We start from the raw sequence: 26,288 nt of genomic DNA, 5'->3' as shown, positions 1-26,288 counted from the left end.
CGCCCCTGTCGGCGCCGGCCACCCGCTGATCACGCTGGCCGGTGCCCCCCACTCCTGCTGACACACTGTTGCGCTCCAGGGTAAGTCCGCCCCCACCAGGAGGGCGGACTTTCGGTCATCCGGGAGCACACCGGCACGGATCCGGCGCCGCACAGTGACACGATGCCCCCTTTACGCGCCCACCATCCAGGTGACGGGGCATCAGCACGATAACAAGAGGGACACGTCAGGCCTGGTCAGCCCCCTCGGGGGTTACGTCCGCGACCTCCCCGGCCGCCGTCTCCCCCGGCGCATCACCCGGCGCGTCACCCGGCGTCTCGGCGGGGGCGCCCTCGAGCGGCGGCAGTCCCAGGTGCGCGCGGGCCGCGGCCGGTCCGGAGGCGAGCAGCACCTCGAAGCCGGCGTCATCCAGGACGGCCAGCCCGAGTTGGACCGCCTTGTCGTACTTCGAACCCGGATTGTCACCGACTACGACAAAGTCGGTCTTCTTCGAAACCGAACCGGTCACCTTCGCACCGCGCGAGACCAGCGCCTCCTTGGCCCCGTCCCGGGTGTGCCCGGCCAGCGTGCCGGTGACCACCACGGTGAGCCCCTCCAGCGGCCGCTCCCCCGCCTCCTCGGCGGCCTCCTCGGTGAACCGCACCCCCGCCTCGCGCCACTTGCGCAGGATCTCGCGGTGCCACTCCTCCTGGTGCCACTCGATGATCGCCCGCGCGATGATCGGGCCGACCCCCTCGGTGGCGGCCAACTGCTCCTCGCTCGCCGCGAAGATCGCGTCCAGGTCGCGGAACTCGCGGGCCAGCGCCTGGGCGGCCACCGGGCCGACGTGGCGGATCGACAGGCCGTTGAGGTAGCGCCAGAGCGGGCGCTCCCTGGCCGCCGCCAGGTTGTCGACCAGCAGGGTCGCCGTCTTCTTCGGCTCGCCCTTGAGGTTGGCGAAGAAGGCGACCTGCTTCTCCTTGCCGGTCCTGTCGTCCAGCTTGGGCAGACCGGTCTTCTGGTCGCGCACCAGGACCTTGATCGGCAGCAGCTGCTCGACAGTCAGGCCGAAGATGTCCCCCTCGTCCTTGACGGGCGGATCGGCCGGCTCCAGCGGCTGGGTGAGCGCGGTGGCCGCCACGTAGCCGAGCCCGTCGATGTCCAGCGACTCGCGACCGCCCAGGTAGGCGATCCGCTCGCGGATCTGGGCCGGGCAGAACTGGGCGTTGGGACAGCGCAGGTCGATGTCGCCCTCGGACATCGCGCGCAGCTCGGTGCCGCACTCGTGGCAGTGGCTGGGCATCACGAACTCCCGCTCGGTGCCGTCCCGCAGGTCCTCGACCGGGCCGAGGATCTCCGGGATCACGTCACCGGCCTTGCGCAGCACCACGGTGTCGCCGAGTAGCACGCCCTTGGCCTTCACCACGTCCTGGTTGTGCAGCGTGGCGTACTGCACCATCGAGCCGGCCACCTTCACCGGCTCGGCCAGCACCGCGAACGGGGTGGCCCGGCCGGTGCGCCCGATGCCGACCTGGATCCGGTCCAGCCTGGCGGTGACCTCCTCCGGCGGGTACTTCCAGGCGATCGCCCAGCGCGGCGACTTGGAGGTGGAACCGAGCCGGCCCTGCAGCGCGATCTCGTCCACCTTGACCACCACGCCGTCGATCTCGTGCTCGACCGAGTGGCGCTGCTCGCCGAACTGCTTGATGAAGGCGCGCACCTCGTCCAGCGTCGAGACCACCCGGTTGTGCCGGGCAGTGGGCAGGCCCCAGTCGCGCAGCAGCTGGTAGGCGTGCGACTGGCAGTCGATCTCGAAGCCCTCGCGGGCGCCGATGCCGTGCACCACCATGTGCAGCGGCCGGGAGGCGGTGACCAGCGGGTCCTTCTGGCGCAGCGAACCGGCGGCGGCGTTGCGCGGGTTGGCGAAGAGCTTGACCAGCGCCTGCGGGCGCCGGCCCTCCTTGGCGCGCTCCTCGTTCTCCCGCTTGCGGCGCTCGTTCTCGGCCGCGAGCGAGGCGTTCAGCTCCTCGAAGGCCTCGGTGGGCAGGTAGACCTCACCGCGGATCTCGACCAGCGCCGGGATGTCCTCGCCCCGCAGCTGGTGCGGGATCTCCTTGATGGTGCGGACGTTGGCGGTGATGTCCTCGCCGACCCGCCCGGTGCCGCGGGTGGCGGCGAGCACCAGGCGGCCGTGCTCGTAGGTCAGGTTGACGGCCAGGCCGTCCACCTTGAGCTCGCAGAGGTAGTGGTACTCCAGGCCGTCCAGCTCGCGGGCGACCCGGTCGGCCCAGGCGGCCAACTCCTCGTCGTCCATCGCGTTGTCCAGGCTGAGCAGCCGCTCGCGGTGCTCGACCTTGGTGAACCCCTCGGCCGCGCCGCCGCCCACCTTCTGGGTCGGCGAGTCCGGGGTGACCAGCACCGGGTGCTCGGCCTCGATCGCCTCCAGCTCGCGCATCAGCACGTCGAACTCGGCGTCGCTGACGACCGGGGCGTCCTGCTCGTAGTAGCGGACCCGGTGCTCCTCGATCTCGGCCGCCAGCTCGGCGTGGCGCCGCCGCACCTCCGCCGCGACGTCCTCCCAGCCCTCGACAGCCGCCACCGTTCGCCTCCTGTTGAACCGCTACACCGGGTTGTCCACCAGGCTCTGGGCTCCCCTCACGCTGAGTGACAGCGCCTGCCGCGCATAGGCCGGGCTCGCGCCCGCCAGCCCGCAGGTCGGCGTCACCAGCACGCGGCGGCCCAGCAGTTCCGGATCGAGTCCGAGCCTGCGCCACAACGTCCTGACACCGGTGACACTACCGGCCGGGTCCGACATTCCCGCTTCAGTGGAGGGCACCACTCCGGCGAGGAAGACCGTCCCCGCCTCGACGGCCTCGCCGATCTCCTCGTCCTCACGCTCCGTCAGCAGAGCGAAGTCCAGCGAGATGCCCGCGACACCGGCCCGGCGCAGCAAGGGGATTGGCACCTCGGGCGCGCAGGAGTGGACGATCACCGGTACGTCCAGCGCGCGGATCAGCTCGCGCAGCGCCTCCTCCGCCCGCTGCCGGTCCACCACGCGCAGCCGCTGGAAGCCGCTGGCGGTCTTCACCGCACCGGCCAGCACGGCGGGCAGCGAGGGCTCGTCCAGTTGGAGGACCAGTCGGGCGCCCGGCACCCGCTTGCGCAGTTCGGCGAGGTGGCGGCGCAGGCCCTCGGTGAGCGAGCCGGCGATGTCCCGGCAGGCACCGGGGTCGGCCAGCGCCTTCTCGCCGTGCCGCAGTTCGACGGCGGCGGCCAGCGTCCACGGGCCGACCGCCTGCACCTTCAGCGCGCCGGTGTACCCCTGGGTGAACTCCTCCAGCGCGTCCAGGTCCTCGCCCAGCCAGGAGTGCGCGCGCCGGGTGTCGCGGCCCGGCCGGTCGGCGAACCGCCAGCCGCTCGGCTCGACCTGGGCGAACAGCTCCACCAGCAGGCCGGCGCTGCGCCCGATCATGTCCGCCCCGGGGCCGCGGGCCGGCAGCTCGGGCAGGAACGGCAGCTGCTCCAGGGCCCCGACCGCGGTCTTCGCGGCCTCGCGGGCGTCGGTACCGGGCATCGAACCGACGCCGGTGGCGGCGCCGAGCAGGGCGGGGAAGGCAGGTTCTTCGCTGGTCAGGTCGCTGGTCGGATCGCTGGTCGCATCGGTGGTCACGAGGTGCAGGGTAGCCCGTACATCCGCGGGATGACCCCGCGCCAGGGTTACCACGGGGGGCTGACTCGCCACCCCGGGCCGCCCGCCTAGCTTTACCGCCATGACCAGTGCGGAGAGTACGGAAAACGTGGTGGTACGCCTCGACGGCGTACGCAAGGAGTACGGCGAGTCGGTAGCGCTCGACGGCGTGTCGCTGGAGATCCGGGCCGGCGAGGCGGTCGCGGTGATGGGGCCCTCGGGGTGCGGCAAGTCCACCCTGCTCAACATGATCGCCGGCCTGGACCGGCCGACCGCCGGCTCCGTGCTGGTGCACGGCGAGGACCTGGGCGCGCTCAACGAGACCGGGCTGGCGCTCTTCCGGCGGCGGCGGATCGGCATGATCTTCCAGTTCTTCAACCTGATCGACGACCTGCCCGCGCTGGACAACGTGGCGCTGGCCGCCCAGTTGACCGGCACCCCGGCCGGGCAGGCCCGGCGCCGCGCGCTGGAGCTGCTGGACGAGCTGGGCATCGCCGACCGCCGCAACGCCTACCCCGCGGTGCTCAGCGGCGGCGAGCGCCAACGGGTCGCCGTGGCACGGGCGCTGATGAACCGTCCGGCGCTGCTGCTGGCCGACGAGCCGACCGGCGCGCTGGACAGCCACGCCGGTGAGCAGGTGATGGACCTGCTGATCGACCTCAACCAGATCGGCCAGACGCTGCTGATGGTCACCCATGACCAGCGGTTGGCCACCCGGTGCGCGAGCCGGCTGATCGAGATCTCCGACGGCCGGGTGGCCCGGGAGACGGCGTTGGAGCGAAGCGCATGAGTGCTGTGTGGCGCGCCTCGCGCGCGGCGGTGCGGCGGCGGCGCCTGCAGACCTTCGTGATCGGGCTGGTGGTGCTCACCTCCACCGTCACGCTGGTGGTGGCCCTCGGCCTGATGGCCGCCGCCTCGGCACCCTTCGACAACGCCTTCGCCCAGCAGCGCGGCGCCCAGCTCACCGTCACCTACGACGCGGCCAACGTGACCGACGCCCAACTCGGCCAGACCGCGCGGCGTCCCGGGGTCACCGCCGTCGCCGGTCCGTTCGCCGAGACCGTGCTCACCGCACCGCCCGACAACAAGCTCCCCGTCCCCGGCGTGGACACCCCGCCGCTCGGCCCGATCACCTTCGTGGGCCGCGCGGATCCGGGCGGCCCGGTGGACCGGGTGGACCTCTGGACCGGGCGCTGGGTCCAGCGGCCCGGCGAGGTGGTGCTGATGCGGCCGCCCGGCGAGACCTTCGCGAAGTACGAGGAGGTCGGCAGCCGGCTCGTGGTACCCGGCGCCCCACCGCTGACCATCGTGGGCTTCGCCTCCAGCCTGACCCAGACCGCGGGCGCCTGGGTGACGCCCGACCAGCTGGCCGCCATGCACCCGACCGCCAGCCAGGTGCTCTACCGGTTCAAGGACGCCGCCAGCGACTCCCAGGTCGGGGCCGACCTGGCCACGGTCACCGCCGGGCTGCCGCCGGGCTCGGTGCGCGGTTCGCTCTCCTACCTGACGGTCAAGTGGGACCTGACCAACACGGCCAACGCCTACGTCCCGTTCCTGATGGCCTTCGGCGTCCTGGGCCTGGTGGTCGCGGTGCTGATCACCGCCAACGTGGTCAGCGGCGCCGTGGTCTCCGGCTACCGGCACATCGGGGTGCTCAAGGCGCTGGGGTTCACGCCGAACCAGGTGGTGTCGGTCTACCTGCTGATGATGCTGGTTCCGGGCGTGGTGGGCGGCGTGCTCGGCACCGTGCTCGGCGGCATGGCCGCGAAGCCGCTGCTGCAAATGTCGTTCTCCGGGTACAACTCCGGGTACATCCGCCCCACCCTCAGCCCCTGGGTCCAGGTGGCGACGCTGGTGGGCATGCCCGCGCTGGTGCTGCTCGCGGCCCTGCTGCCCGCCCTGCGCGCGCACGGGCTGTCCGCCGCCCGGGCGATCAGCGCGGGCAGCGCGCCGACCGCCGGACGCGGCCTGCGGGTGCAGCGCCGGCTCGGCGGGACCCGGCTGCCGCGTTCGGTCAGCCTGGGCCTGGGCCTGCCGTTCGCCCGGCCCTGGCGAACCGGGCTGACCATGATGTCGATCGTCATGGGCGTGCTCACGGTGACCCTGACGACCGGGCTCACCAACTCGGTCAACGTGATGATGAACAGCCGCGACAGCAGCAGCTGGCGGGTCGACACGACGTTCTACGCCGGTGATCCGAGCGTGGCCGGCCAGATCCCGCCGAAGCTGACGGACCCGCAGATCGAGAGCATGCTGCGGTCCCTGCCCGGCAGCGGCTCGGTGATCGCCGCGGCGCCGGTCCTGGTCGGCCTGGCGGGCGAGAACCAGAACGTCCACACCTGGTTCCTCCGCGGGTCCGGCTGGCCGTCCGGCAGTCCGGTGCAGTTGTTCAGCGGCCACTGGGCGAACGGGCCGGACGAGGCGGTGGTGGGATCGTCGTTCCTGCACAAGCGCGGCCTGAAGCTGGGCGACCGGGTGACCATGGAACTGGACGGCCACCAGCGGGTGGTGACCCTGGTCGGCGAGGACGGCAGCGGCGGCCCGGACGAGGTGGAGGCCCCCTGGTCGGCGTTGACCGCCATGGTGCCGCAAGCCACGGCCGAGAACTACGTCAACCAGTACTGGGTGCACCTCGCCCACGGCACCGATGTCGACACCTACGACGCCGCGGCCAAGGCGGCCGAACCCGGTCTGGAGCCCTCCCCGGCCGGCGGTACCAACAACATCCAGGTCACCATCATCGGCACCTCCACGCTGCTCAGCGTGCTGCTGGGCACGGTCGCGGCACTCGGCGTCTTCAACACCGTGGTGCTGAACGCCCGCGAGCGCCGTCGCGACCTGGGCATGCTCAAGTCGATCGGCATGACGCCCCGCCAGGTGACGTCGATGATGGTCACCTCGATGGCGGCGCTGGGTGCGGTCGGCGGTCTGATCGGCGTCCCGCTGGGGATCGCCGTGCACCGGGTGGTCCTGCCCGCGATGACCAGCGCGGTGGGCCTCGATCTGCCGCCGAGCATGCTGAACGTCTGGCACCCCGGCGCGCTCACCCTGGTGGTACTCTCCGGGCTGGCCATCGCGGTGCTGGGCGCGCTGCTCCCGGCCCGGTCGGCGGCGCGGCTGACCATCGCGGAGGTGCTGCGCAGCGAGTGAGCCGCGCGGCCGGCGGTGCGGGCCGGACGGGGGTCAGCCCGCGTCGTCGGGGCCCAGGGTGGGGATGTCGGCCGGAAAGAGGCAGACCAGCAGGCCGTAGGGCGCGCCACGGGACTTGTCGACCGTGAGCCGCTCTTCGGCCTGCTCGCGCAGTCGCGCCGCCAGGGCGTGGGCCTCCTCGTCGGAGAGCCAGAGGTGGCGCAGCACGGTGTGCTCGGCCTGCCCGGGGCGCGGCGGGAGCATCTCGCCGAGCGCCGCGTCGATCAGGAACTGCGGGCCGCCCTCGACCTCCTCGTGGAACGTGAAGCCCTTGCTGACCAGTGCGAAGTACTGCTCGGTGCCGCCGCGCACCTGCCGGGTCTCCGCGAGATGGACCAGCCCGGCCTCCCTCAGCACCCGCACGTGGTAGCCGACCGTCCCCTTGGCCGCCCCGAGGCCCGCCGCGAGCTGGCGCAGCGTGGCCGGCCGCTGTCGCAGCATGTTCACCAGGCGGTGGCGGACCGGGTGGCCGAGGGCCTTGAACTGCTCGGGCGAGCGGAGGACCAGGTCGTTTTCTGCCATGCCGGAAAGTGTCCATAAATCTCGATGCTTTGACAAGCGGCCTGACGCCGCGCCAGAATCGGCCCCGCCAAAGCGACGAGAATTCTCAACACTTTACTCCCCGATGGAGGGACCGCATGCCCGTCTCCACCGCCCTGGTCGCCACCGACCGCCCCGCCAACTACCTCAAGCAGCTCGTCTCCCACCTGGGCCACAAGGCCGACGCCCGGCTGACGGCCGACGACCGGGGCACCGTCACGGTCGCCGCCGGGAGCTGCGTGCTCGCCGCCCACCGCGGCGGACTGCGGCTGATCGCCACCGCCGAGGACACCGAGCGGCTGGCCCAGGTCCAGGACGTGGTCGCCCGCCACCTGGTGCGCTTCGCCACCGAGGAGGAGCTGAGCGTCGACTGGACCGAACCCACGGCGGGCCCGGACCTGGAGATCCTCGACCGGGTGGTGGACGACTACCTGCTGGCCCACTGCACGCCGGCCGACCAGCCGCTCCGCGAACTGGCCGCCACCACCCGGGAAGCCACCGGGAACGCGGCGGGGATGCAGGTCTCCCACGACGAGGGCACGCTGCTGACCATGCTGACCGGCCTGACCGGCGCCCGGTTCGCCGTCGAGGTGGGCACCTTCACCGGCTACTCCTCCATCTGCATCGCCCGCGGCCTGGCCGCGGGCGGCCGCCTGCTCACCTGCGACGTGAGCGAGGAGTGGACCGCCATCGCGCGCGCCGCCTGGGAGCAGGCCGGGGTGGCCGACCGGATCGACCTCAGGATCGCCCCGGCCCTGGAGACCCTGCGCGCCCTGCCGGCCGAGGCGGTCATCGACCTCGCCTTCATCGACGCGGACAAGGGCAACTACCCCGCCTACTACGAGGAGATCGTGCGGCGGCTGCGTCCGGGTGGCCTGGTGGTGCTGGACAACGTCTTCCTCGGCGGCCGGGTGCTCGACCCCGCCTACCAGGAGGACCACCACCTGGCGATGCGCCGGCTCAACGACCTCATCGCGGGCGACGAGCGGGTCGAGTCGGTGATGCTGCCGGTGCGGGACGGGGTGACGCTGGCCCGGCGACGGTGAAGACCGAACCGGCGCCGCGCTAGACCGAGATCGGGCCCGACTGGTCCAACTCGCCGGCCCAGTGCCGGATGACGTCGACCACCTGGTCCCAGACTCCGGTCAGCAGCAGCACGCCGACCAGCACCAGCAGGGCGCCGCCCACCCGCATGACCCCCTGGTAGTGGCGCTTGACCCAGCCGAACGCACCGAGCGCCCGCCGGAAAGCCACCGCCGCGACCACGAAAGGCAGCCCGAGCCCGGCACAGTAGACCGCGCTCAGCAGTGCCCCGCGCCCCGCACTGGCCTGCTCCATCGCGAGCATCTGCACCGCGCTGAGCGTCGGCCCCAGGCACGGCGCCCAGCCGACACCGAACACCACGCCCAGCACGGGAGCCCCGATCAGCCCGACGGTCGGCCTGCGGTGCGACCTGAACTCCCGCTGCGTGAACCCCGGCAGGAAGCCCGCGAAGGCCAGACCCATGAGGACGGTGAGCGCGCCGGAGACCAGTTCGATGGGGCGTTTGTAGTCCAGCAGATAGCTGCCGAACGAGCCGAAGAGCACGCCTTCGGAGACGAAGACCGCCGTGAACCCGGCGATGAAGAGCACCGAACCGAGCAGCACCCTCCCCCGCCTGCGGCCCGCCGCGGCCGCGAGGTCGACAGCGGAGAACCCGGTGACGTACGACAGGTAGCCGGGCACCAGCGGCAGCACACAGGGCGAGAAGAACGACACCAGGCCGGCGAAGAGCGCCACCGGTATCGCCAGCACCAGCGCCCCCGACGTGATGGTCCGGCTCCCGTCCAGCGCGAGCACGGTCTGCGCGAGCCCGCTCACGACAGCCCCGCCGCGCCTGACCCTCGGCGACCGGGCACTGCGACGAGCGCCTGGCGGCGCGGAGTTCGGGCGGAGCACATGGCACCGAGCCTCTCACGGGCTGCTCCGGGTGCGAACACACACCCCGTCAGCTCACGCCCGGCTGCTTGCTCGCCAGCGGCTTGCCGGCGTTGAACGTGTCGTAGGCGGCGGGCGGCGTGGCCGCGAACTGGACGCCGTAGTCCGAGTAGCTCACCGCGATCTCCTGCGTGCCGGTCGCGGTGGCCAGCTTCTCGTCCTTCTTCACCAGCAGGTTGTTGCTGTCGACCCAGAGGTCGATGTGGTCGTTGGTGACTCCCCTGGCCTTCAGCAGCTGCTGCATGATTCCCAGCTGCTCGCGGTCCGCCGCCGAGGCGTTGGTGCCGGCCAGGTCGGCGGGCGTCAGGTCGGCGGTGTAGTGGGTGGTCGGGATGCCGCTGATGGACTCGGGCCCGGCGCTGGTCACCTTCCCGGTGACGACGAGCGCCCGGACCAGGGTGAGCGGGTCCGCGCTCTTGGCCTCAGCCTGGAACGCGGCGCCCGCGCTGCCCTGGGTTCTGGCCAGGTCGGCGAAGTCGAACTCCATCCAGTGGGCACCGCCGAGGGCCTGGGTGAACTGGGCGTCCGCGTGCGGGTTGAGGAACATCGCGGTGGGTGTGTACACGGCGTCGGCCGTGCCGTCCGAGCCGACCTTGGCCTGCTCAGCCGCGGACACCTGCATGTGCAGCACCGACTGCGTACCGTTCGCCCAGGACAACTCGCCCGTGGCCGTGCGGGTCTGGCCCGCCTCGGTGATGGTCTCCAGCACCTTCGCCGACTTCGCCGCGCTGGTGCTGTCCCCGGCCTTCTGCAGCTGCGCGGCCGCACCCACCGCCACCGTCGCGGAAGTCGGCCCCGCCGACGTCACCGTCCCGGCCCGCACGGTGCCACACCCCGCCAGCGCCCCCGTCAGAGCAGCCGAAGCCGCCACCGCCGCCGCGATGTGTATCGCCCGCACGTCCATCCCCCATCGTGTGATCATCCTGTGCGAGCGAGACCATATCGGATGAGGCCGTCAGCCCCGCCGGCCCGCCGCGATCCGCTGGCGCGCCGCCTCGTACAGCACTGCCGTCGCCGCGTTCGCCGCGTTGAGCGAACTGGCCGAGCCCGTCATCGGGATGCTCACCGTGTAGTCGCACAGCTCGCGCCAGGCGGTGCTCAGCCCGGCCGTCTCGTTGCCGATCAGCAGCAGGGTGGGCTGGGTGAAGTCGAAGTCGAAGACCTCGCAGTCGCCGCGCTCGTCCGTGCCGACCAGCACCATCGGGCAGCCGGCCGCCCGTTCGCGCGAGACCCAGTCGGCCACCTCGCGGTGCGAGGGGACCCGGACCGCCGGCAGCGCGAAGAGTGAACCGGTGCTGGCCCGCACCGACTTGGCGTCGTAGACGTCGGCCGCGTGGCCGGAGACGATCATCCCGTGCGCGCCGAAGGCGTCGGCCGAGCGCAGGATGCTGCCGATGTTGCCGGGGCTGGTCGGGCGGTCGAAGAGGACGCCGAGGAAGTCGTCGCGGACCGGGATCCGGTCCAGGTCGTCGGCGGGGAGCTCGACGACCGCGATCAGCTCGGGGGCGTCCTCGTTCTTCTCGCCCAGCTCGGCCAGCAGCTCCGGGGCCATCGCGACGGTCTCGGTGTCCACCGTGCGCAGCAGTTCGGCGGCCCAGCCCGAGAGCCGCCGACCCGCGTCGTAGACCAGGGCGCGGATCGGCCAGCCGTACTCCACCGCCAGCGAGATCGGGCGGACGCCCTGGACCAGGAACTCCCTGGACCGCTGGCGCTTGTTCCGGTTGCTGAGCAACGCCTCCCACTGCTGGAAGCGGGCGTTGCGTGAGGTGATCCGCATAGCGGCCCAGGCTACCGCCCCGGGCGCACCGTGATCTCGCTGAGCTCGGCGTCGCGCGGCAGGTCAAGGGCCGTCAGGACGGCGGTGGCGACCGAGTCCGGGGCGATCCAGCGCTCGGCGTCGAACACCTTGCCCTCCTGCTGGTGCACCTTCAGCTGCATCGCGGTTGCCGTGCGCCCCGGGTAGACGGTGGTGACCCGGACCCCGGCGGCGTGCTCCTCCTGGCGCAGCGAGTCGGCCAGCGCGCGCAGGCCGAACTTGCTGGCCGCGTAGGAGCCCCAGTCGGCGTGCGCGGCCAGGCCCGCGCCGGAGTTGACGAAGACGACGTGGCCCTGGGCCTGGCGCAGCTGGGGCAGCAGCAGGCGGGTCAGCTCGGCGGGCGCGACCAGGTTGACGGCCAGGGTCTCGTTCCAGACCTTGACCGGGGTGTCGGCGACCGGGCCGAGTTCGACGACGCCCGCGATGTGCAGCACCGAGTCGAGTTCCAGCGGGAGGGTCTGGTGGCCGAAGGCCCAGGCGAGCTTTCCGGGGTCGGTGAGGTTGCCGACCAGGGTCTGGGCGCCGGGGAAGCGTTCGCGCAGTTCGGCGGCCCGGCCGGCGTCGCGGGCGAGCAGCCAGAGGTCGTCGCCGCGGTCGAGCAGGCGCTGCGCGACGGCGGCGCCGATGCCTGAGCCGGCGCCGGTGATCAGGTGAGTGGCCATGAGCTGAGGTCCTATCAGGAGGCGGCGAGGTGGCCGAAGACCTCGGCGGGGGTGTCGGCGAAGGTGATCAGCTCGGCGAGCGGGCGGGGCAGGAAGCCCTCGGCGTCCATCCGCCGCAGCTGGGTGCGCAGGCCGTCGTAGAAGCCCTCGCTGTCCAGCACCACCACCGGCTTGTCGTGCAGGTCGTGCTTCTTCAGTTCCAGCACCTCGGTGACCTCGTCCAGTGTGCCGAGGCCGCCGACCAGCACCACGACGGCGTCCGCCCGGGCCAGCAGCTGGGCCTTGCGCTCGGCCAGGTCGGCGGTCATCACCAGTTCGTCGGCGTCCTGGTAGGCCTTGTGCGCGAGCAGCTCCACCAGGATGCCGACCAGCTTGCCGCCGGCCGCCCTGACGCCGTCGGCGAGCTGCCCCATCAGGCCGGCGTCGGAGCCGCCCCAGACCAGGGTGTGGCCGCCCTCGCCGAGCAGCCGGGCGAACTCGGCCGCGGGGGCGGTGTAGCGGGCGTCGAGTGGGTTCGCGGAGCAGAAAACGGTGATGTTCATAGTGGAAAAGACCTATCAGATCTCCGCCACGGCCCGCCGCTCAGTTTCGGCGATGGTGGCCGAACCCACCACCCGGGTCCCGTCGTAGAGCACCACGGCCTGCCCCGGCGCGATGCCCCGCACCGCGCGGTCCAGCCGCACCCGCAGCTCTCCGCCGACGACCGAGGCGGTCACCGGCACCTCCTCGCCGTGCGCGCGCAGCTGGGCGGTATAGCGCCCCTCCCCCGCCGGCTCGGCGCCGCACCAGCGCGGGCGGATCGCGGTGAGGCCCTGCACGTCCAGGCCCTCCACCGGGCCGACCGTCACGGTGTTGTTCACCGGCGAGATGTCCAGCACGTAGCGCGGCTTGCCGTCCGGCGCGGGCCGCCCGATCCGCAGGCCCTTGCGCTGGCCGATGGTGAAGCCGTAGGCGCCGTCGTGCTCGCCGACCTTCGCCCCGGTCTCGTCCACGATGTCGCCGGTCGCGGCGCCGAGGTGCTGGGCCAGGAAGCCCTGGGTGTCGCCGTCGGCGATGAAGCAGATGTCGTGGCTGTCCGGCTTCTTGGCCACCGCCAGGCCCCGGCGCTCGGCCTCCAGGCGGATCTCGTCCTTCGTCGTGTCCCCGAGCGGGAAGAGCGAGTGCGCCAACTGCTCGGCGTCCAGCACCCCGAGCACATAGGACTGGTCCTTGGCCCCATCCACCGCGCGGTGCAACTCGCGACCGCCGCCGGGCAGGTCGACGATCCGCGCGTAGTGGCCGGTGCACACCGCGTCGAAGCCCAGGGCGATCGCCTTGTCCAGCAGCGCGGCGAACTTGATCTTCTCGTTGCAGCGCAGGCAGGGGTTGGGGGTGCGGCCGGCGGCGTACTCGGCGACGAAGTCGTCGATCACGTCCTCGCGGAACCGCTCGGCCAGGTCCCAGACGTAGAACGGGATGCCGATCACGTCAGCGGCCCGGCGGGCGTCCCGGGAGTCCTCCAGGGTGCAGCAGCCGCGGGCGCCGGTGCGGAAGGACTGCGGGTTGGACGACAGCGCCAGGTGCACCCCGGTGACCTCGTGCCCGGCTTCGGCCGCGCGGGCGGCGGCCACGGCGGAGTCGACCCCGCCGGACATCGCGGCGAGGACGCGCAGACGGGTGCTGGCCTGTGGCCCGGACGGGGCGCCTGGGAAGTCAGTCATAGTCCCCCCAGGGTACGCAATGCCCGGATCAGCGCTGCCCCGCATTGCGGGCCCGCTCCACCACCGGGCCGATCGCCCGCGCCAGCGCGTCCACGTCCGCGCCGGTGGAGGTGTGCCCCAGCGAGAAGCGCAGCGAGGAGCGGGCCAGCAGCGGGTCGGCCCCGACCGCCAGCAGCACGTGGCTGGGCTGCGGCACGCCCGCCGAGCAGGCCGAGCCGGTGGAGCACTCGATCCCGGCGGCGTCCAGCAGCATCAGCAGCGCGTCGCCCTCGCAGCCGGGGAAGGAGAAGTGCGCGTTGGCGGGCAGCCGGCCGGCGGCGAGCGGGTCGCCGTTGAGCACCGCGTCGGGGACGGCGGCGCGCACCCGGGCGATCAGCTCCTCGCGCAGGGCGGCGAGCAGCACCGCCTGCTCGGGCTGCCGCTCGACGGCCAGCGTGGCGGCCGCCGCGAAGCCGGCCGCGGCGGGCACGTCCAGGGTGCCGGAGCGCACATCGCGCTCCTGGCCGCCGCCGTGCAGCACCGGCACCGGCGTCACGGTGCGGGAGAGCAGCAGCGCGCCGACCCCGTACGGGCCGCCGACCTTGTGCCCGGTGACGGTCAGCGCGTCCAGCCCGGAATCGGCGAAGGAGACCGGCACCTGGCCCAGCGCCTGCACCGCGTCGGCGTGCATCGGGATGCCGAACTCGCGTGCGATCGCCGAGAGTTCGGTGATCGGCTGGAGGGTGCCGACCTCGTTGTTGGCCCACATCACGGTGATCAGCGCGACCGAGCCGGGGTCCCGCTCGACGGCCGCGCGCAGCACCTCGGGGTGCACCCGCCCGTAGCCGTCGACCGGCAGGTACTCGACCTGGGCGCCCTCGTGCTCGGCCAGCCAGTGCACCGCGTCCAGCACCGCGTGGTGCTCGACCGGGCTGCACAGCACCCGGGTACGGGCCGGGTCGGCGTCCCGGCGGGACCAGTACAGGCCCTTGACCGCCAGGTTGTCGGACTCGGTGCCGCCGCCGGTGAAGACGATCTCGCTCGGCCGGGCGCCCAGTGCGGCGGCCAGCGACTCGCGGGACTCCTCGATCACCCGCCGGGCCCGGCGGCCGGCGGCGTGCAGGGAGGAGGCGTTGCCGGTGACACCGAGGTGCGCCGTCATCGCGGCGATCGCCTCGGGGAGCATCGGGGTGGTGGCCGCATGGTCAAGGTATGGCATGGCTGCACCAGTGTAGGCGCCCGCGCGCGGAGCCCGGCTCCTGGCCCGGGACCGGTGGGCATCGTGCGGTCACGATTTGGCCATTGCACGGGCTGCGAGGCGGGGTTAGCCTCCGGCCATGTCGCAGACCGTGGACCGGGCGTTGACCATCCTGGCCTCGCTGGGCGACGGCCCGGCCTCGCTGGAGCAGGCCGCCACCCGGATCGGTGTGCACAAGTCCACCGCGCTGCGACTGCTGCGGACCCTGGAGGAGCACGGGTTCGTCCACCGGCAGGCCGACCACCGCTACCGGCTGGGCGGGCGGCTGCTCTCGCTGGCGCACACCGCGCTGGAGGGCATCGACGTCCGCCAGGTCTCCGCGCCGTACCTGGCCTCGCTGAACGAGCGGTACGGGCACACCGTGCACCTGGCCGTGCTCGAAGGCGCCGAGGTGCTCTACGTGGACAAGGTGGAGGGCCGCCACCCGGGCTCGGGCGAGGGCTGGCTGGGCGCCGCCTCCGCGATCGGGCGGCGCGCTCCGGCCACCGCGACCGCCACCGGGAAGGTGCTGCTGGCCGGGCTGACCGAGGATCAGCTGGCGGCGGTGCTGGCTGGCCAGGAGTTCCCGACCCGCACCCCGCGCAGCCTGCGTTCGGCCACCGAACTGCGCACCGACCTGGCCGCGGTGCGCCGCCAGGGCTGGGCGCTGGACCAGGCCGAGTACGAGGAGGCGGTGAACTGCCTGGCCGCCCCGATCTCGGACAGCGAGGGCCGCCCGGTGGCCGCCTGCGCGATCTCGGCGCCGGCGACGGCGGCACTGGGCGAGCTGAGCCGGCTGCTGCCCGAGCTGCTCTGCACGGTGGAGGCGATCTCGCTGGCCTACGGCGGCTCGCCTACTCCTCGCTGGTGCGAGAACCGTTGCGGTGCCAAGCACGCGGTGCGCGCCAGCCATACCTGAGCGCGAGCATCCGCAGCCCGAAGGCGATCATCGCGGCGCTGCTCGCGGTCAGCGTGGTCAGGTGGTCCACCGCGATCAGGACGGCCACCAGGGTGGAGCCGACCAGCGCGGGCACCGCGTAGACCTCGCGGTCCCAGCGCAGCAGGGACGGCGGCTCCATCGCCAGCACGTCGCGGATCACCCCGCCGCCGGCCGCGGTCAGCAGGCCGAGCGCCACCGAGGCGACCGAGCCGAGCCCGTAGTCGTGCGCCTTGACCGTGCCGGTCACGCAGAACAGGCCCAGGCCCAGCGCGTCCAGGGTCTGCACCGCGCGGTTGATCCGCTCCACCTCGGGGTGCAGGAAGAAGACCACCAGCCCGGCCACCAGCGGGGTCGAGAAGTAGCCGACGTTGGTGAAGGCGGCCGGCGGGACGGCCCCGATCAGCAGGTCGCGCAGCACGCCGCCGCCCAGCGCGGTGGCCTCGGCCAGCACGCAGATACCGACGATGTCCATGTTCTTGCGCACGGCGAGCAGGCCCCCGGACAGGGCGAAGACGAAGATGCCGATCAGGTCGAGGGTCTGCTGCACGTCGGGCGCGAAAAGCTGCGAGGTCACCGGGCCAGTGTCTCCCGGGCGCCGGGCGGCGCCGAATCCGGTGGCCCTGGCCGTTCGGGTGGCGCCGACCAGGGCTTCTCTCGTCCGGCGGCAGCGCTCGGGGCGCTCCGGCGGATCCTGCCGGGCAGCCGCTACGCGTTCCCGGCGCCCACCGCGTCCGCCGCGCCGGCGGCGCTGCCGGTGTTCTCCGGGAAGTGGCACGCCGTCAGGTGTCCGGGCGCCAGCTGGGCCAGCGGCGGCTCCTGGCTCGCGCAGATCTCCTGGGCCTTCCAGCAGCGGGTGCGGAAGCGGCAGCCGCTGGGCGGGTTGATCGGCGAGGGCACGTCACCGGTGAGCAATATGCGCCCCCGGCTACCGCCGGGAGGTGCCCCCACACGCCGCTCCTTGCGGCGCGGGTCGGGCGAGGGGACCGCCGACATCAGCGCCACGGTGTACGGGTGCGCGGGGCGGCCGTAGAGCGCGTCCCGGTCGGCGATCTCCACGATCTTGCCGAGATACATCACCGCGACCCGGTCCGAGACGTGCCGGACCACCGAGAGGTCGTGGGCGATGATCAGATAGGTCAGCCCGAGTTCGCGCTGCAGGTCGTCCAGCAGGTTGACCACCTGCGCCTGGATCGAGACGTCCAGCGCCGAGACCGGCTCGTCGGCCACGATCATCTTCGGGCGCAGCGCCAGCGCCCTGGCGATGCCGATCCGCTGGCGCTGGCCGCCGGAGAACTCGTGCGGGTAGCGGTTGTAGTGCTCGGGGCTGAGCCCGCACAGCTCCAGCAGCTCCTGGACGGCCTTCTTCACCCCGCCCTCGGTGGCCACCTTCTGCAGCTTGAACGGCGCGCCCACGATGGTGCCCACCGTGTGCCGGGGGTTCAGCGAGGAGTACGGGTCCTGGAAGATGATCTGGATGTCCTTGCGCAGCGGTCGCATCGCGCCGGTGCTCAGGTGGGTGATGTCCCGGCCCTCGAACTCGACCTTGCCGCCGGTCGGTTCGTCGAGCCGGGTGACCAGCCGGCCCATCGTCGACTTGCCGCAGCCGGACTCGCCCACCACGCCGAGGGTCTCGCCGGCCCGCACCGAGAAGCTGATCCCGTCCACCGCGCGCACCGCGCCGCTGCGCCGGCGCAGCACGCCCTGGTGGATCGGGAAGTGCCGCTCCAGGTCGGTGACCCGCAGCAGCGGGTCGCCGACCGGCGCCGCGACAGGCTTGGCCAGGTCCACAGAATCCGTCATGACGCTTTGCTCTCCAGATCGTTCACAGCCAGGGCGTTCACAGCTTGGGCGCGATCTCGTCGGTGAAGATCCGGTGCCGCTCGGCGATCGGCAGGTGGCAGGCGGCGAAGTGCCCCGGGTCGGTCTCGGCGAGCGAGGGCCGCTCGGCGTGGGACCGCCCGCCGGTCAACTCGGCGTACGGGCAGCGCGGGTGGAAGGCGCAGCCGTCGGGCACGTTGATCAGGCTCGGCGGGGTGCCGCGGACCGGGATCAGCCGCTCCTGCAGCGGCCGGTCCAGCCGCGGCATCGAGCCCAGCAGGCCCCAGGTGTACGGGTGTTCGGGTGCGTCGAAGAGGGCGGTGGCCGGGCCGCGCTCCACGCACCGCCCGGCGTACATCACCAGGATGTCGTCGGCCAACTCGGCCACCACGCCCAGGTCGTGGGTGATGATGATGACCGCGGAGCCGAACTCCTGCTGCAGGTCGCGGATCAGGTCCAGGATCTGGGCCTGCACGGTGACGTCCAGCGCGGTGGTCGGCTCGTCGGCGATCAGCAGCGCGGGGTCGTTGACCAGCGCCATGGCGATCATCGCGCGCTGGCGCATGCCGCCGGAGAACTGGTGCGGGTAGTCGTCGACCCGCCGGTCCGGCTGCGGGATCCCCACCCGGTCGAGCATCTCGATCGCGCGCTTGCGGGCATCCTTCCTGGAGGCCTGCGGGTGGTGCACCCGGTAGGCCTCGACGATCTGGGCGCCCACCGTGTAGTACGGGTGCATCGCGGTCAGCGGGTCCTGGAAGATCATCGCCATCGAACGGCCGCGCAGCCGGCGCACCCGGTCGGCATCGGCGGCCACCAACTCCTGGCCGTCCAGCCAGATCTCGCCGCTGATCCGGGCCCGCTTGCTGCGGTGCAGGCCCATGATGCCCAGCGAGGTGACCGACTTGCCGGAGCCGGACTCGCCCACGATGCCCAGCGTGCGACCGCGCGCCAGGTCGAAGCTGACCCCGTCGACCGACTTGACCAGCCCGTCGTCGGTGTCGAAGTGGATCCGCAGGTCGCGCACGGAGAGGAACTCGGTACCCGGGTCGGTCGTCGGGGGCTTGATGGTCATGACAGCCTCACCCGGGGGTCGACGGCGGCGTACAGGAGGTCAACCAGCAGGTTGCAGAAGACGATGAAGAAGGCCGCGACCAGGGTCACTCCGAGGATCTTGGGCAGGTCGTTGTCGGAGATCGAGGAGACCGCGTAGAAGCCGATGCCCTGCAGCGAGAAGACCTGCTCGGTGATCACCGCGCCGCCGAGCAGCAGACCCAGGTCCATGCCGAAGATGGTGAGCAGCGGGGTGAGCGCCGCGCGCAGCCCGTGCCGGACCACCACGTCCCGCTCCGGCAGGCCCTTGGCCCGAGCGGTGCGGATGTAGTCCTCGCTCATCGTCTCCAGCATCCCGGAGCGGGTGAGCCGGGCGTAGAGCGCGGAGTAGAGGAAGGCCAGCGAGATCCACGGCAGCACCAGGTTGCTGGCCCACTGCAGCGGGTTGTCGGTGAAGTTGACGTAGTGCAGATTGGCGAAGATCGGCCACTTGTAGCTGAACAGGGTGAGCAGCAGGGCGCCGGTGAAGAAGATCGGCAGCGAGACGCCGGCCAGCGCGACGCCCATCGAGAGGCGGTCGAAGATCGACTTGGGTCGCAGTGCCGAGATCACCCCGGTGGCCACGCCGGCCAGCACCCAGAGCACGGCGGCGCCGATGGCCAGCGAGAAGGTGACCGGGATCCGGCTGCGGATCTCCGGCCAGACCTCGACGTGGTTCTTGAACGAGTAGCCGAAGCACGGCACGTGACAGGTCGTCGCATCCGGGCCGTAGCGGTACTGGGCGCCGACGAAGAGCTGCTTCACGAACCGCCCGTACTGGATGTACAGCGGCTGGTCGAAGCCCAGGTTCCTCTTGATCGCCTCCATCGCCTCGGGCGTGGGGTTCTTGCCGATGTACTGGGCGGCGAGCTGGTCGGTGGTCTCGCCCGCGATTCTCGGGAGCAGGAAGAAGATGCCGAAGGTGACCGCGCTGACAACCAGCAGCAGTACCAGGGCGGCGAACGTCCTGCGGATGATGTAGGCCAACACAGTTGGACGGCTCCGGGTGCCCCGCCCCGGTCCGGTGCGCCCGCTCGGGGACGCACCGGACCGGGGCCGGCTCCGCTCGCCTTCACCTGCCTTCGGGGACGGGGAGCCAGGCTCTTACTTGGTGGTGCCGATGTTGAGGTAGTCGTACTCGCCGTCGTAGGCCGAGGTGGCGACCATGTTGGTGTCTTCGGCCGGCCGGTAGTTGAAGACCTTGACGTCGGTCAGCGGCACGATCACCGCGTCGTTCATGACCTGCGCGTCGATCGCCGCGTAGTCCTTCTCGCGGGCCGCCGGGTCGGTGTTGGAGCCGGCGTCGTCGATCAGCTTGTTCACGGCCGGGTCGTCGAGCTGGGAGAGGTTGCTGTTCCCGGAGGCCTTGATCGAGCGGCCGTCGACGATCTGCTGCAGGAAGCCGTAGCCGCTGGGCCAGTCGGCGGCCCACTGCATCATGATCATGCCGACGTCGTTGCTGTCGGTGAAGCTGGGCACACCCGCGTAGTCCGAGAAGTACTTGCCCTGCGGGTACTGCTGGATGTTGAGCTTGATCCCGACCTTGGCCAGCGCGGCCTGGATCGAGGTGGCCGCCGCCACCTCGGTGTCGCGCTCGCTGCGGGCGGTGATGGTGGTGGTGAAGCCGTCCGGGTGGCCGCAGGCCGCCAGCTCCTGCTTGGCCTTGGCGTCATCGCCGTTGTTGTTCGGCGTGGCGTAGGGGTTGATGTTCTGGTAGCCCGGGATGTCCGGCGGCAGCACGCTGGTGGCGACCGCACCGCGGATCGGGCCGCCCTGGGCGGTCTGCGCCGAGACCTTGTCGACCGCGTACTCGACGGCCTTGCGGCAGTCCACGTTGTCCAGCGGCGCGACCTTGGTGTTCAGCGCCATGTAGGCGAGCCGGCCGCCGAGGGCGTTGTCGGTCTGCGCCTTCAGCTTGGAGTCCAGCAGCAGCTTGGCCTGGGTCTGCGGGTCGACCCCGCCGCCGACCAGGTCGACCTGGGCGTTGCCCGCGATCAGGTCCTGGTCGATGGTGTTCTGGTCGATGTTCATCTTCAGCACGATCTTGTCCGCGAGCTGCTTGCGGAGCGGATCGGTGGACGGGTCCCAGTTGGTGTTGGGGACCAGCACGGCGTCCTTGCCGTCGTCGTACGACTGGAACTTGTACGAGCCGCTGGAGACGATGTGCTTCACGTAGCCGGCGCCGTCGTCCTGGGACTGCGGCACCGGGGCCGTCTGCGGCGAGCTGACCAGGTAGTCGAAGTCGGCGAACGGCTGCTTCAGGTGGAAGACGATGGTGGTGGCGTCCGGGGTCTGGATCGACTGCAGGCCGCTGGCGCTCTTGTCGACGTACGGGCCCTGGTAGGGCGTCGGGTTGTCGACCAGCAGTTCCTGGAAGTAGGTCGGGCCGTTGGAGTTCACGGTCGGCGCGAAGTTGCTGCGCTCCACCGCGTACTTGATGTCCTGGGTGGTGATCGGGGTGCCGTCGGAGTACTTCTGCCCCGGGCGGATGTGGTAGGTCCAGGTCAGGCCGTTGTCGCTGACCTGGCCCAGGCCGCTGGCCATGTCCGGGACCAGCTTGTCGCCGGCGCTGCCGGGGCCCGGCTGGAAGGTGGTCAGCGCCCGGGCGTAGAGCCGCGAGAAGTTCCAGATGTAGGCGTAGTACGTGTTGCCCGGGTCCAGCGAGTCCGGGGTGCCCTTCATCTCGTAGGTGACCGTGCCGCCCTTGTGGTCGGACTGGTTCACGAAGCCGATGGTGGCGGCGTTCGCCCCGCCGCCGGCAGCGCTGCCGGAACCGCCGGAACCGCCCTTGGCACTGCTGGAGCAACCGCTCACCACCAGCGCGGCGGTGGCGGCCACCGCGGCCAGGGCGAGGGTACGAGATCGGCGCATAGCTGGATCAACCCCTTGGAAGTGTTGGCCTGGGCCAGTGATGTGAGGGATGGTCGGAAGTCAGTTGCTGCGCGGGTCGAGCGCGTCGCGCAGTCCGTCACCGAGCAGGTTGAAGGCGAGCACGGTGATGAAGATCGCCAGGCCCGGGACCACCATGTACTCCGGGTCGACCTGGTAGTACTTGATCGCGTCGTTCAGCATCCCGCCCCAACTGGACTGCGGGGGCTGGATACCGACGCCGAGGAAGCTCAGCGCGGCCTCGAAGAGGATGTTGGTCGGGATCAGCAGGGTCGAGTAGACCAGGATCGGGCCGACCAGGTTCGGCAGCAGCTCCTTGAACAGGATGAACGGGCCGCGGGCGCCCAGGCTGCGGGCCGCGAAGACGAACTCCCGCTCGCGCAGCGAGAGCGTCTGACCGCGCACGATCCGGCCCATGTAGGGCCAGTTGAAGAAGCCGATCACGAAGATCAGCACGCACAGGTGCAGCGGCAGGCCGTGCAGACCGAACGCGCCGCCCTGCAGCGAGGCCGAGATCGAGATCGCGAAGAGCAGCAGCGGGAAGGCCAGGAAGGTGTCCATGATCCGGCTGATCACGGTGTCCACCCAGCCGCCGTAGTAGCCGGCCATCACGCCCAGCACGGTGCCCAGCGTGTTGGAGAGCACGGTCGCGCCGAAGGCCACCAGCAGCGAGACCCAGGAGCCCTCGATGATCCGGGCGAGCAGGTCGCGGCCCTGCAGCGGGTCGACGCCCAGCGGGTGGCTCAGGCTCATCCCGCCGAACGAACCCATCGGCAGGCCGCCCAGGTCGGCGTCCAGCAGGTCCTGGTGCAGCGCGTCCGGGCTGAGCCCGAAGATCGATTCGATCGGCTTGGCCAGCACGGCCAGCAGCACCAGCAGGATGACCACCACGCCGCCGGCCATGGCCGCCTTGTCGCGGCGGAAGCGCAGCCAGGCGATCCGGCCGAGCGAGCGGCCCTCGATCGCGGCCGGTGCTGCGGTGGTGGCCGGGACGGGACCCTCGGCGGCCTCGGTGGTGTCGGTGGGTGTGGTCATGGGCAGTTGGCGTCCCCTCGCCGACGGTCGTCGGCCCATGGCAGCCCGAGGGCAGGCACGGCGATGTCAGGTCCAGGTCAGAGCTGACGGTCCTTGCCACTCGGGTTGCTCGGCTGGTGCGGTGCGCAGAACTCTTGCCGCTGCCCACAGCCTTGCGCCAGCCCTGACCGGCGAAGGATGCCCAACTGTGATCTACCGATGTTCATGATCAGTAAACCTGACGGATGATCAACTGTCCGCTGAGGTGGACCGGATGACCCGACATCCGAACACCGCCGCCGAGCCGCCCGAGCCGCGTCGCCGCAGGTGGCAGGGGTGCGACCGGGCGCCGCAAGGGTCGCGGGCGGCGCCGGACCAGCAGCGGCCGGGCGACGGACGGGCGACGGACTAGCGGCGGCCGGGCCAGGGCTGCTGCGGCCAACCCGGCTGCGGGGGCTGCGAATGGCCGTACGGGGCCTGCGGCGGGAAGGCCACCGGCGGATAGCTCGCCGGATACGGCGACGGGGTGGCCTCGCGGTGGTAGAACGGCCGCGTGTTGGCGCGCATCCACAGCGCCACCGGGTCGTGGTCGTCGCTCATCGCGACGGTGGAGACGGCCAGTCCGGGCGGCGCCTGGGCGATCGCCCGCTGCATCAGCGCGCGCACCGCCTCCACCGCCGGCGGCGAAGTGTCGTACAGCTCCAGCCCGATGGCCAGGTAGGCCTCGCCCACCACCGGGCACACCCAGGCCCGGCGCAGCGCCCGCACCGGGCGCACCGAGGGGGCCTGGTGGGTCAGCAGGCCGTAGAAACCCTCAAGACCGGGGAGTTGGGGCTCGCTCAGCCGCAACGGGCCGGCCGGCAGCCGGTCCAGGCCGCCCGCCACCCGGCGCAGGTCGGCCCACGGCACCCCGACCCCGCCACCGGGCGCGTGCGGGTTGAGCCACAGGCCCCAGCGGGTGCGGTAGAGCGCGGCGGCGATCTCCTGGCCGGAGATCAGCTCGTGGGCGCGCGACCAGCCGCTGGCCGCCAGCTGCTCGGGGGAGGTGACGGCGGGCGCGTAGCCGTGGCCGCCGAGGTCCATGTTCCCGTACTGGGCGTCCGGGCTGCCCGGGGTGCCGTGCCAGAGCAGCATCCAGACCCGCCCGGCGGCCAGCTCGCGCAGCAGCCGCTCGTAGGCGTCCCAGCGCTCGGGGGCCACCTCGTGCAGGGCCCGTTCCAGGGCGCCAGGGTCCGCGCCGGGGGGCGGACCCCACGGCCCCGCTCCACCGCCTGCCGCTCCTGTCGTCACCGGTACTCTCCCGTCCTCGCCACCGCACTCGCCGCGCGTCGGCGCCACCCTACGGCGCGTGGGTGACGCCCGTCATGCCGACGCCCTGGCCGGCACCGCACCGCTCAGCCGCGCTCGTAGAACGGTCGTACCCGCTGCACCAGCCAGTCCACCACCGGGTCGGCAACCAGATCCAGCAGCACCATGTGCACCCCGCCCGGCAGCGGCGCCGCGCCCAGCGCCCGGCCGAGCGCCGCGTTCACCTCCACCGGGTCGGCGGGCGCGGCCGGATCCAGCTGGACGCCCACGAACAGCACCGTCGGCTCGCCCTCCACCGAGGCCAGCGCCCGACGCGCCGTCAGCACCCCGCCCAGCGCCGCCAGCTCGGCGCGCACCGCGTACAGGAAGACCGCCGGCTCCTCGGCCGGCTCCGGCTCGCGCAGCGCGACCCGGGCGCCCTCGGGCACCCCCGCGCCGCCCTGGGCCGGCCCGGCCGCCTCCCAGCGGTCGTCACGCGGCCCGCGCCGCAGCTCGCCGACCCCCTCGGGCGGCACCGGGATGCCCACCGGCGCCTCGGGGTTGACCGCGATCCCGATGCCCAGCGGCAGGCCGCGGGCGAACTCCCAGACCGGGGCGAGGGCGCAGGACAGACCGGGGGCGTGCCGCAGGAACTGCTCCTCGGAGGAGAAGACCGGCACATAGGGCGCACCGGCCAGCTCGATGGTCGGCAGGTCCAGCGCCGCACCGGCCGGGTCGGCCCCCGCGGGCAGCGGGATCCAGACCTGGCTGCGGGCCAGCACCTCGATCACCCGGGGCGTGGCACCCGGGTCGCCGATCGCGGCGGTGAGCACCTGCTCCAGCTCGTTGGCGGGCCAACCACTGCCGGCCGGCGCCTGGCCGGGCTGCGCCCACCCCGGCTCCGCCGCGGCGTACCCCTCTGTTCCCATCCGCCCCTGCCCCGCTTCTCCCGCCGTATGTGCAGGGGAAGCCTACCGGCGCCCGCCGCGCGGGCCCGCCGCTGCCGCAGCGGCGGGCGGCGACCGGTCCCGGCCGCCATCCCCCCTCCCGCAGGGCGCGGCGGCATGCCATGATGTGCCCGAACACACGAACTTCATACTGGCCGCTCGAACCCGCGCGGGAGAGTCCGGAGGTGCCGCAGCTCGGCACGGACCGGCGCCGAAGGAGCAAGTCCTCCCCGGAATCTCTCAGGCCCCCCTACCGCGTGGGCGAGGCGAATCTGGAAAGTGGAACACGGCCGTGCCGTGCGCCCACCCACGGTGCAAGCCACGTCATCCTTGATGCGGTGAAGCTCTCAGGTTGTGACGACAGACGGGGAGACTCCACCCCAGCATGTCCATTCACGACACCGGGAGTCTCACCATGTCCCCCCGTCTGACCGCGCTCGACGCGCTGCACCGTGCCCTGGGCGCGACCATGACCGACTTCGCCGGCTGGGACATGCCGCTGCGCTACGGCAGCGAGCGCGAGGAGCACCTCGCGGTCCGGACCAAGGCCGGTCTCTTCGACCTCTCGCACATGGGCGAGATCACCGTGTCCGGCCCGCAGGCCGGCGAGCTGCTCGACCACGCGCTGGTCGGCTTCATCTCCGCGCTCGGCGTGCTGCGCGCCCGCTACACGATGATCTGCCGCGAGGACGGCGGGATCCTGGACGACCTGATCGTCTACCGGACCGCCGAGCAGGAGTTCATGGTGGTCGCCAACGCCTCCAACGCCCAGGTGGTGCTGGACGCGCTGACCGAGCGCGCGGCCGGCTTCGACGCCGTGGTGCGCGACGACCGCGACGCGTACGCGCTGCTCGCCGTCCAGGGCCCGGAGGCGAACGGCATCCTCGCCTCGCTCACCGACGCCGACCTGCCCGGCCTCAAGTACTACGCGCTGCTGCCCGCCACGGTGGCCGGCAAGCAGGTCTGGCTGGCCCGCACCGGCTACACCGGCGAGGACGGCTTCGAGGTCTTCTGCGCCCCCGCCGACGCCGAGCACCTGTGGCAGGCGCTGACCGAGGCCGGCGCCCCGGTGGGCCTGGTGCCGTGCGGGCTGTCCTGCCGCGACACGCTGCGCCTGGAGGCCGGCATGCCGCTCTACGGGCACGAGCTGGACACCTCGCTGACCCCGTTCGACGCGGGCCTGGGCCGGGTGGTGCGCTTCGACAAGACCACCAACGGCGGCGAGTTCGTCGGCCGCAAGGCGCTGGAGGAGGCGGCCGCGAAGGCCGAGTCGAACCCGCCGCGCAAGCTGGTCGGCCTGGTCTCCGAGGGCAAGCGGGTGCCGCGCGCCGAGTACGCGGTGGTCTCCGCCGAGGGCACCGCGATCGGCCGGATCACCTCCGGCGCCCCCTCCCCGACGCTCGGCAAGCCGATCGCGATCGCCTACGTGGAGGCCGCCTTCGCCGCCCCCGGCACCGCCGTCGCGGTGGACGTGCGCGGCAAGCACGAGCCGGTCGAGGTCGTCGCGCTGCCGTTCTACAAGCGCGCCCGCTGAGGT

23 protein-coding genes and 1 riboswitch are annotated in these 26,288 nt (G+C 72.2%); of the genes, 5 read left to right on the top strand and 18 right to left on the bottom strand.

Translation table 11 applies throughout. The features are described from left to right. Positions 1-226: 226 nt before the first annotated feature. Positions 227-2,578, bottom strand: a complete 2,352-nt coding sequence (gene ligA / locus OG403_RS24320) for an NAD-dependent DNA ligase LigA (RefSeq protein WP_329567809.1) — start codon at positions 2,576-2,578, stop codon at positions 227-229. A gap of 21 nt (positions 2,579-2,599) precedes the next feature. After that, positions 2,600-3,613, bottom strand: coding sequence for a methionine synthase (locus OG403_RS24315; RefSeq protein WP_329572514.1), 1,014 nt, complete (start codon positions 3,611-3,613; stop codon positions 2,600-2,602). Between the two features lie 136 nt (positions 3,614-3,749). Between OG403_RS24315 and OG403_RS24310 the strand changes: the two genes are divergently transcribed. Both OG403_RS24310 and OG403_RS24305 read left to right on the top strand, forming a co-directional pair. Beyond that, the gene (locus OG403_RS24310) at positions 3,750-4,457 is read left to right on the top strand and encodes an ABC transporter ATP-binding protein (RefSeq protein ID WP_329567807.1); all 708 of its coding nucleotides are present in this window, start codon (positions 3,750-3,752) and stop codon (positions 4,455-4,457) included. Continuing rightward, positions 4,454-6,817, top strand: coding sequence for an ABC transporter permease (locus OG403_RS24305; protein ID WP_329567806.1), 2,364 nt, complete (start codon positions 4,454-4,456; stop codon positions 6,815-6,817). The genes OG403_RS24310 and OG403_RS24305 overlap by 4 nt, the downstream gene beginning before the upstream one ends. Before the next feature lie 33 nt (positions 6,818-6,850). On the opposite strand, the gene OG403_RS24300 is transcribed toward OG403_RS24305, so the two are convergent. Further along, complete coding sequence (locus OG403_RS24300) at positions 6,851-7,378, bottom strand: ArsR/SmtB family transcription factor (RefSeq protein ID WP_329567804.1); 528 nt, start codon at positions 7,376-7,378, stop codon at positions 6,851-6,853. 116 nt (positions 7,379-7,494) lie between these two features. Here OG403_RS24300 and OG403_RS24290 point away from each other — a divergent pair, with 116 nt between their 5' ends. Further along, positions 7,495-8,442, top strand: coding sequence for a DUF2218 domain-containing protein (locus OG403_RS24290; protein WP_442910970.1), 948 nt, complete (start codon positions 7,495-7,497; stop codon positions 8,440-8,442). Positions 8,443-8,461: 19 nt separating this feature from the next. Here the strand turns inward: OG403_RS24290 and OG403_RS24285 are convergent, their stop codons facing one another. The 7 genes from OG403_RS24285 to OG403_RS24255 all read right to left on the bottom strand — a co-directional run bounded on the left by OG403_RS24285 (position 8,462) and on the right by OG403_RS24255 (position 14,749). Continuing rightward, a complete protein-coding gene (locus OG403_RS24285) occupies positions 8,462-9,256 on the bottom strand; it encodes a cytochrome c biogenesis CcdA family protein (RefSeq protein WP_329567801.1) in 795 nt (264 codons plus the stop codon). A gap of 127 nt (positions 9,257-9,383) precedes the next feature. Beyond that, a complete protein-coding gene (locus OG403_RS24280; protein WP_329567799.1) occupies positions 9,384-10,295 on the bottom strand; it encodes a hypothetical protein in 912 nt (303 codons plus the stop codon). A gap of 33 nt (positions 10,296-10,328) precedes the next feature. Beyond that, entirely contained in the window at positions 10,329-11,150 is an 822-nt protein-coding gene (locus OG403_RS24275; RefSeq protein ID WP_329567797.1) for an RNA methyltransferase, read from the bottom strand. An 11-nt stretch (positions 11,151-11,161) separates the two neighbouring features. Further along, complete coding sequence (locus OG403_RS24270; RefSeq protein ID WP_329567795.1) at positions 11,162-11,851, bottom strand: SDR family oxidoreductase; 690 nt, start codon at positions 11,849-11,851, stop codon at positions 11,162-11,164. A gap of 14 nt (positions 11,852-11,865) precedes the next feature. Further along, the gene (locus OG403_RS24265; protein ID WP_329567793.1) at positions 11,866-12,393 is read right to left on the bottom strand and encodes a TIGR00730 family Rossman fold protein; all 528 of its coding nucleotides are present in this window, start codon (positions 12,391-12,393) and stop codon (positions 11,866-11,868) included. Between the two features lie 15 nt (positions 12,394-12,408). Beyond that, positions 12,409-13,551: a tRNA 2-thiouridine(34) synthase MnmA gene (mnmA, locus tag OG403_RS24260; RefSeq protein ID WP_329567791.1), complete on the bottom strand. Its 1,143-nt coding sequence runs from the start codon at positions 13,549-13,551 to the stop codon at positions 12,409-12,411. 28 nt (positions 13,552-13,579) lie between these two features. Beyond that, positions 13,580-14,749, bottom strand: coding sequence for a cysteine desulfurase family protein (locus OG403_RS24255; protein ID WP_329567789.1), 1,170 nt, complete (start codon positions 14,747-14,749; stop codon positions 13,580-13,582). 118 nt (positions 14,750-14,867) lie between these two features. Here OG403_RS24255 and OG403_RS24250 point away from each other — a divergent pair, with 118 nt between their 5' ends. After that, entirely contained in the window at positions 14,868-15,686 is an 819-nt protein-coding gene (locus tag OG403_RS24250) for an IclR family transcriptional regulator (protein WP_329567786.1), read from the top strand. Here the strand turns inward: OG403_RS24250 and OG403_RS24245 are convergent. From OG403_RS24245 to OG403_RS24210, 8 genes are all read right to left on the bottom strand, one after another. After that, on the bottom strand, positions 15,622-16,281 hold the full coding sequence (locus OG403_RS24245) for a trimeric intracellular cation channel family protein (RefSeq protein WP_329567784.1): 660 nt from the start codon (positions 16,279-16,281) through the stop codon (positions 15,622-15,624). The two genes, OG403_RS24250 and OG403_RS24245, sit on opposite strands and share 65 nt — an antisense overlap. A gap of 131 nt (positions 16,282-16,412) precedes the next feature. Beyond that, entirely contained in the window at positions 16,413-17,507 is a 1,095-nt protein-coding gene (locus OG403_RS24240) for an ABC transporter ATP-binding protein (protein ID WP_329567782.1), read from the bottom strand. A 37-nt stretch (positions 17,508-17,544) separates the two neighbouring features. Next, positions 17,545-18,597 carry an ABC transporter ATP-binding protein gene (locus OG403_RS24235; RefSeq protein ID WP_329567780.1) on the bottom strand — a complete coding sequence of 351 codons (1,053 nt, stop codon included), beginning with the start codon at positions 18,595-18,597 and terminating at the stop codon, positions 17,545-17,547. After that, entirely contained in the window at positions 18,594-19,604 is a 1,011-nt protein-coding gene (locus OG403_RS24230; protein WP_329567777.1) for an ABC transporter permease, read from the bottom strand. Before OG403_RS24230 ends, OG403_RS24235 begins: the two co-directional genes overlap by 4 nt. A 114-nt stretch (positions 19,605-19,718) precedes the next feature. Then, positions 19,719-21,485 (bottom strand): ABC transporter substrate-binding protein, encoded by a 1,767-nt coding sequence (locus OG403_RS24225; protein ID WP_329567776.1) that lies wholly within the window; start codon positions 21,483-21,485, stop codon positions 19,719-19,721. 60 nt (positions 21,486-21,545) lie between these two features. Then, the gene (locus OG403_RS24220; RefSeq protein WP_329567774.1) at positions 21,546-22,538 is read right to left on the bottom strand and encodes an ABC transporter permease; all 993 of its coding nucleotides are present in this window, start codon (positions 22,536-22,538) and stop codon (positions 21,546-21,548) included. A gap of 387 nt (positions 22,539-22,925) precedes the next feature. Next, positions 22,926-23,807, bottom strand: coding sequence for an enhanced serine sensitivity protein SseB C-terminal domain-containing protein (locus OG403_RS24215; RefSeq protein ID WP_442910969.1), 882 nt, complete (start codon positions 23,805-23,807; stop codon positions 22,926-22,928). A gap of 104 nt (positions 23,808-23,911) precedes the next feature. Next, complete coding sequence (locus OG403_RS24210) at positions 23,912-24,733, bottom strand: enhanced serine sensitivity protein SseB C-terminal domain-containing protein (RefSeq protein ID WP_329567772.1); 822 nt, start codon at positions 24,731-24,733, stop codon at positions 23,912-23,914. Positions 24,734-24,911: 178 nt separating this feature from the next. Further along, positions 24,912-25,017: riboswitch (glycine riboswitch) on the top strand. 149 nt (positions 25,018-25,166) lie between these two features. On the opposite strand from OG403_RS24210, the gene gcvT reads away from it, so the two are divergent. Next, positions 25,167-26,285 (top strand): glycine cleavage system aminomethyltransferase GcvT, encoded by a 1,119-nt coding sequence (gcvT, locus tag OG403_RS24205; protein ID WP_329567770.1) that lies wholly within the window; start codon positions 25,167-25,169, stop codon positions 26,283-26,285. The last annotated feature ends 3 nt before the right edge of the window (positions 26,286-26,288 follow it).

The sequence above is a fragment of the Kitasatospora sp. NBC_01266 genome (genome assembly GCF_036242395.1).
Taxonomy (GTDB): Bacteria; Actinomycetota; Actinomycetes; order Streptomycetales; family Streptomycetaceae; genus Kitasatospora.
The sequence above is the reverse complement of the archived record's forward strand: the minus strand, read 5'-3'. Positions and strand labels throughout refer to the sequence as shown.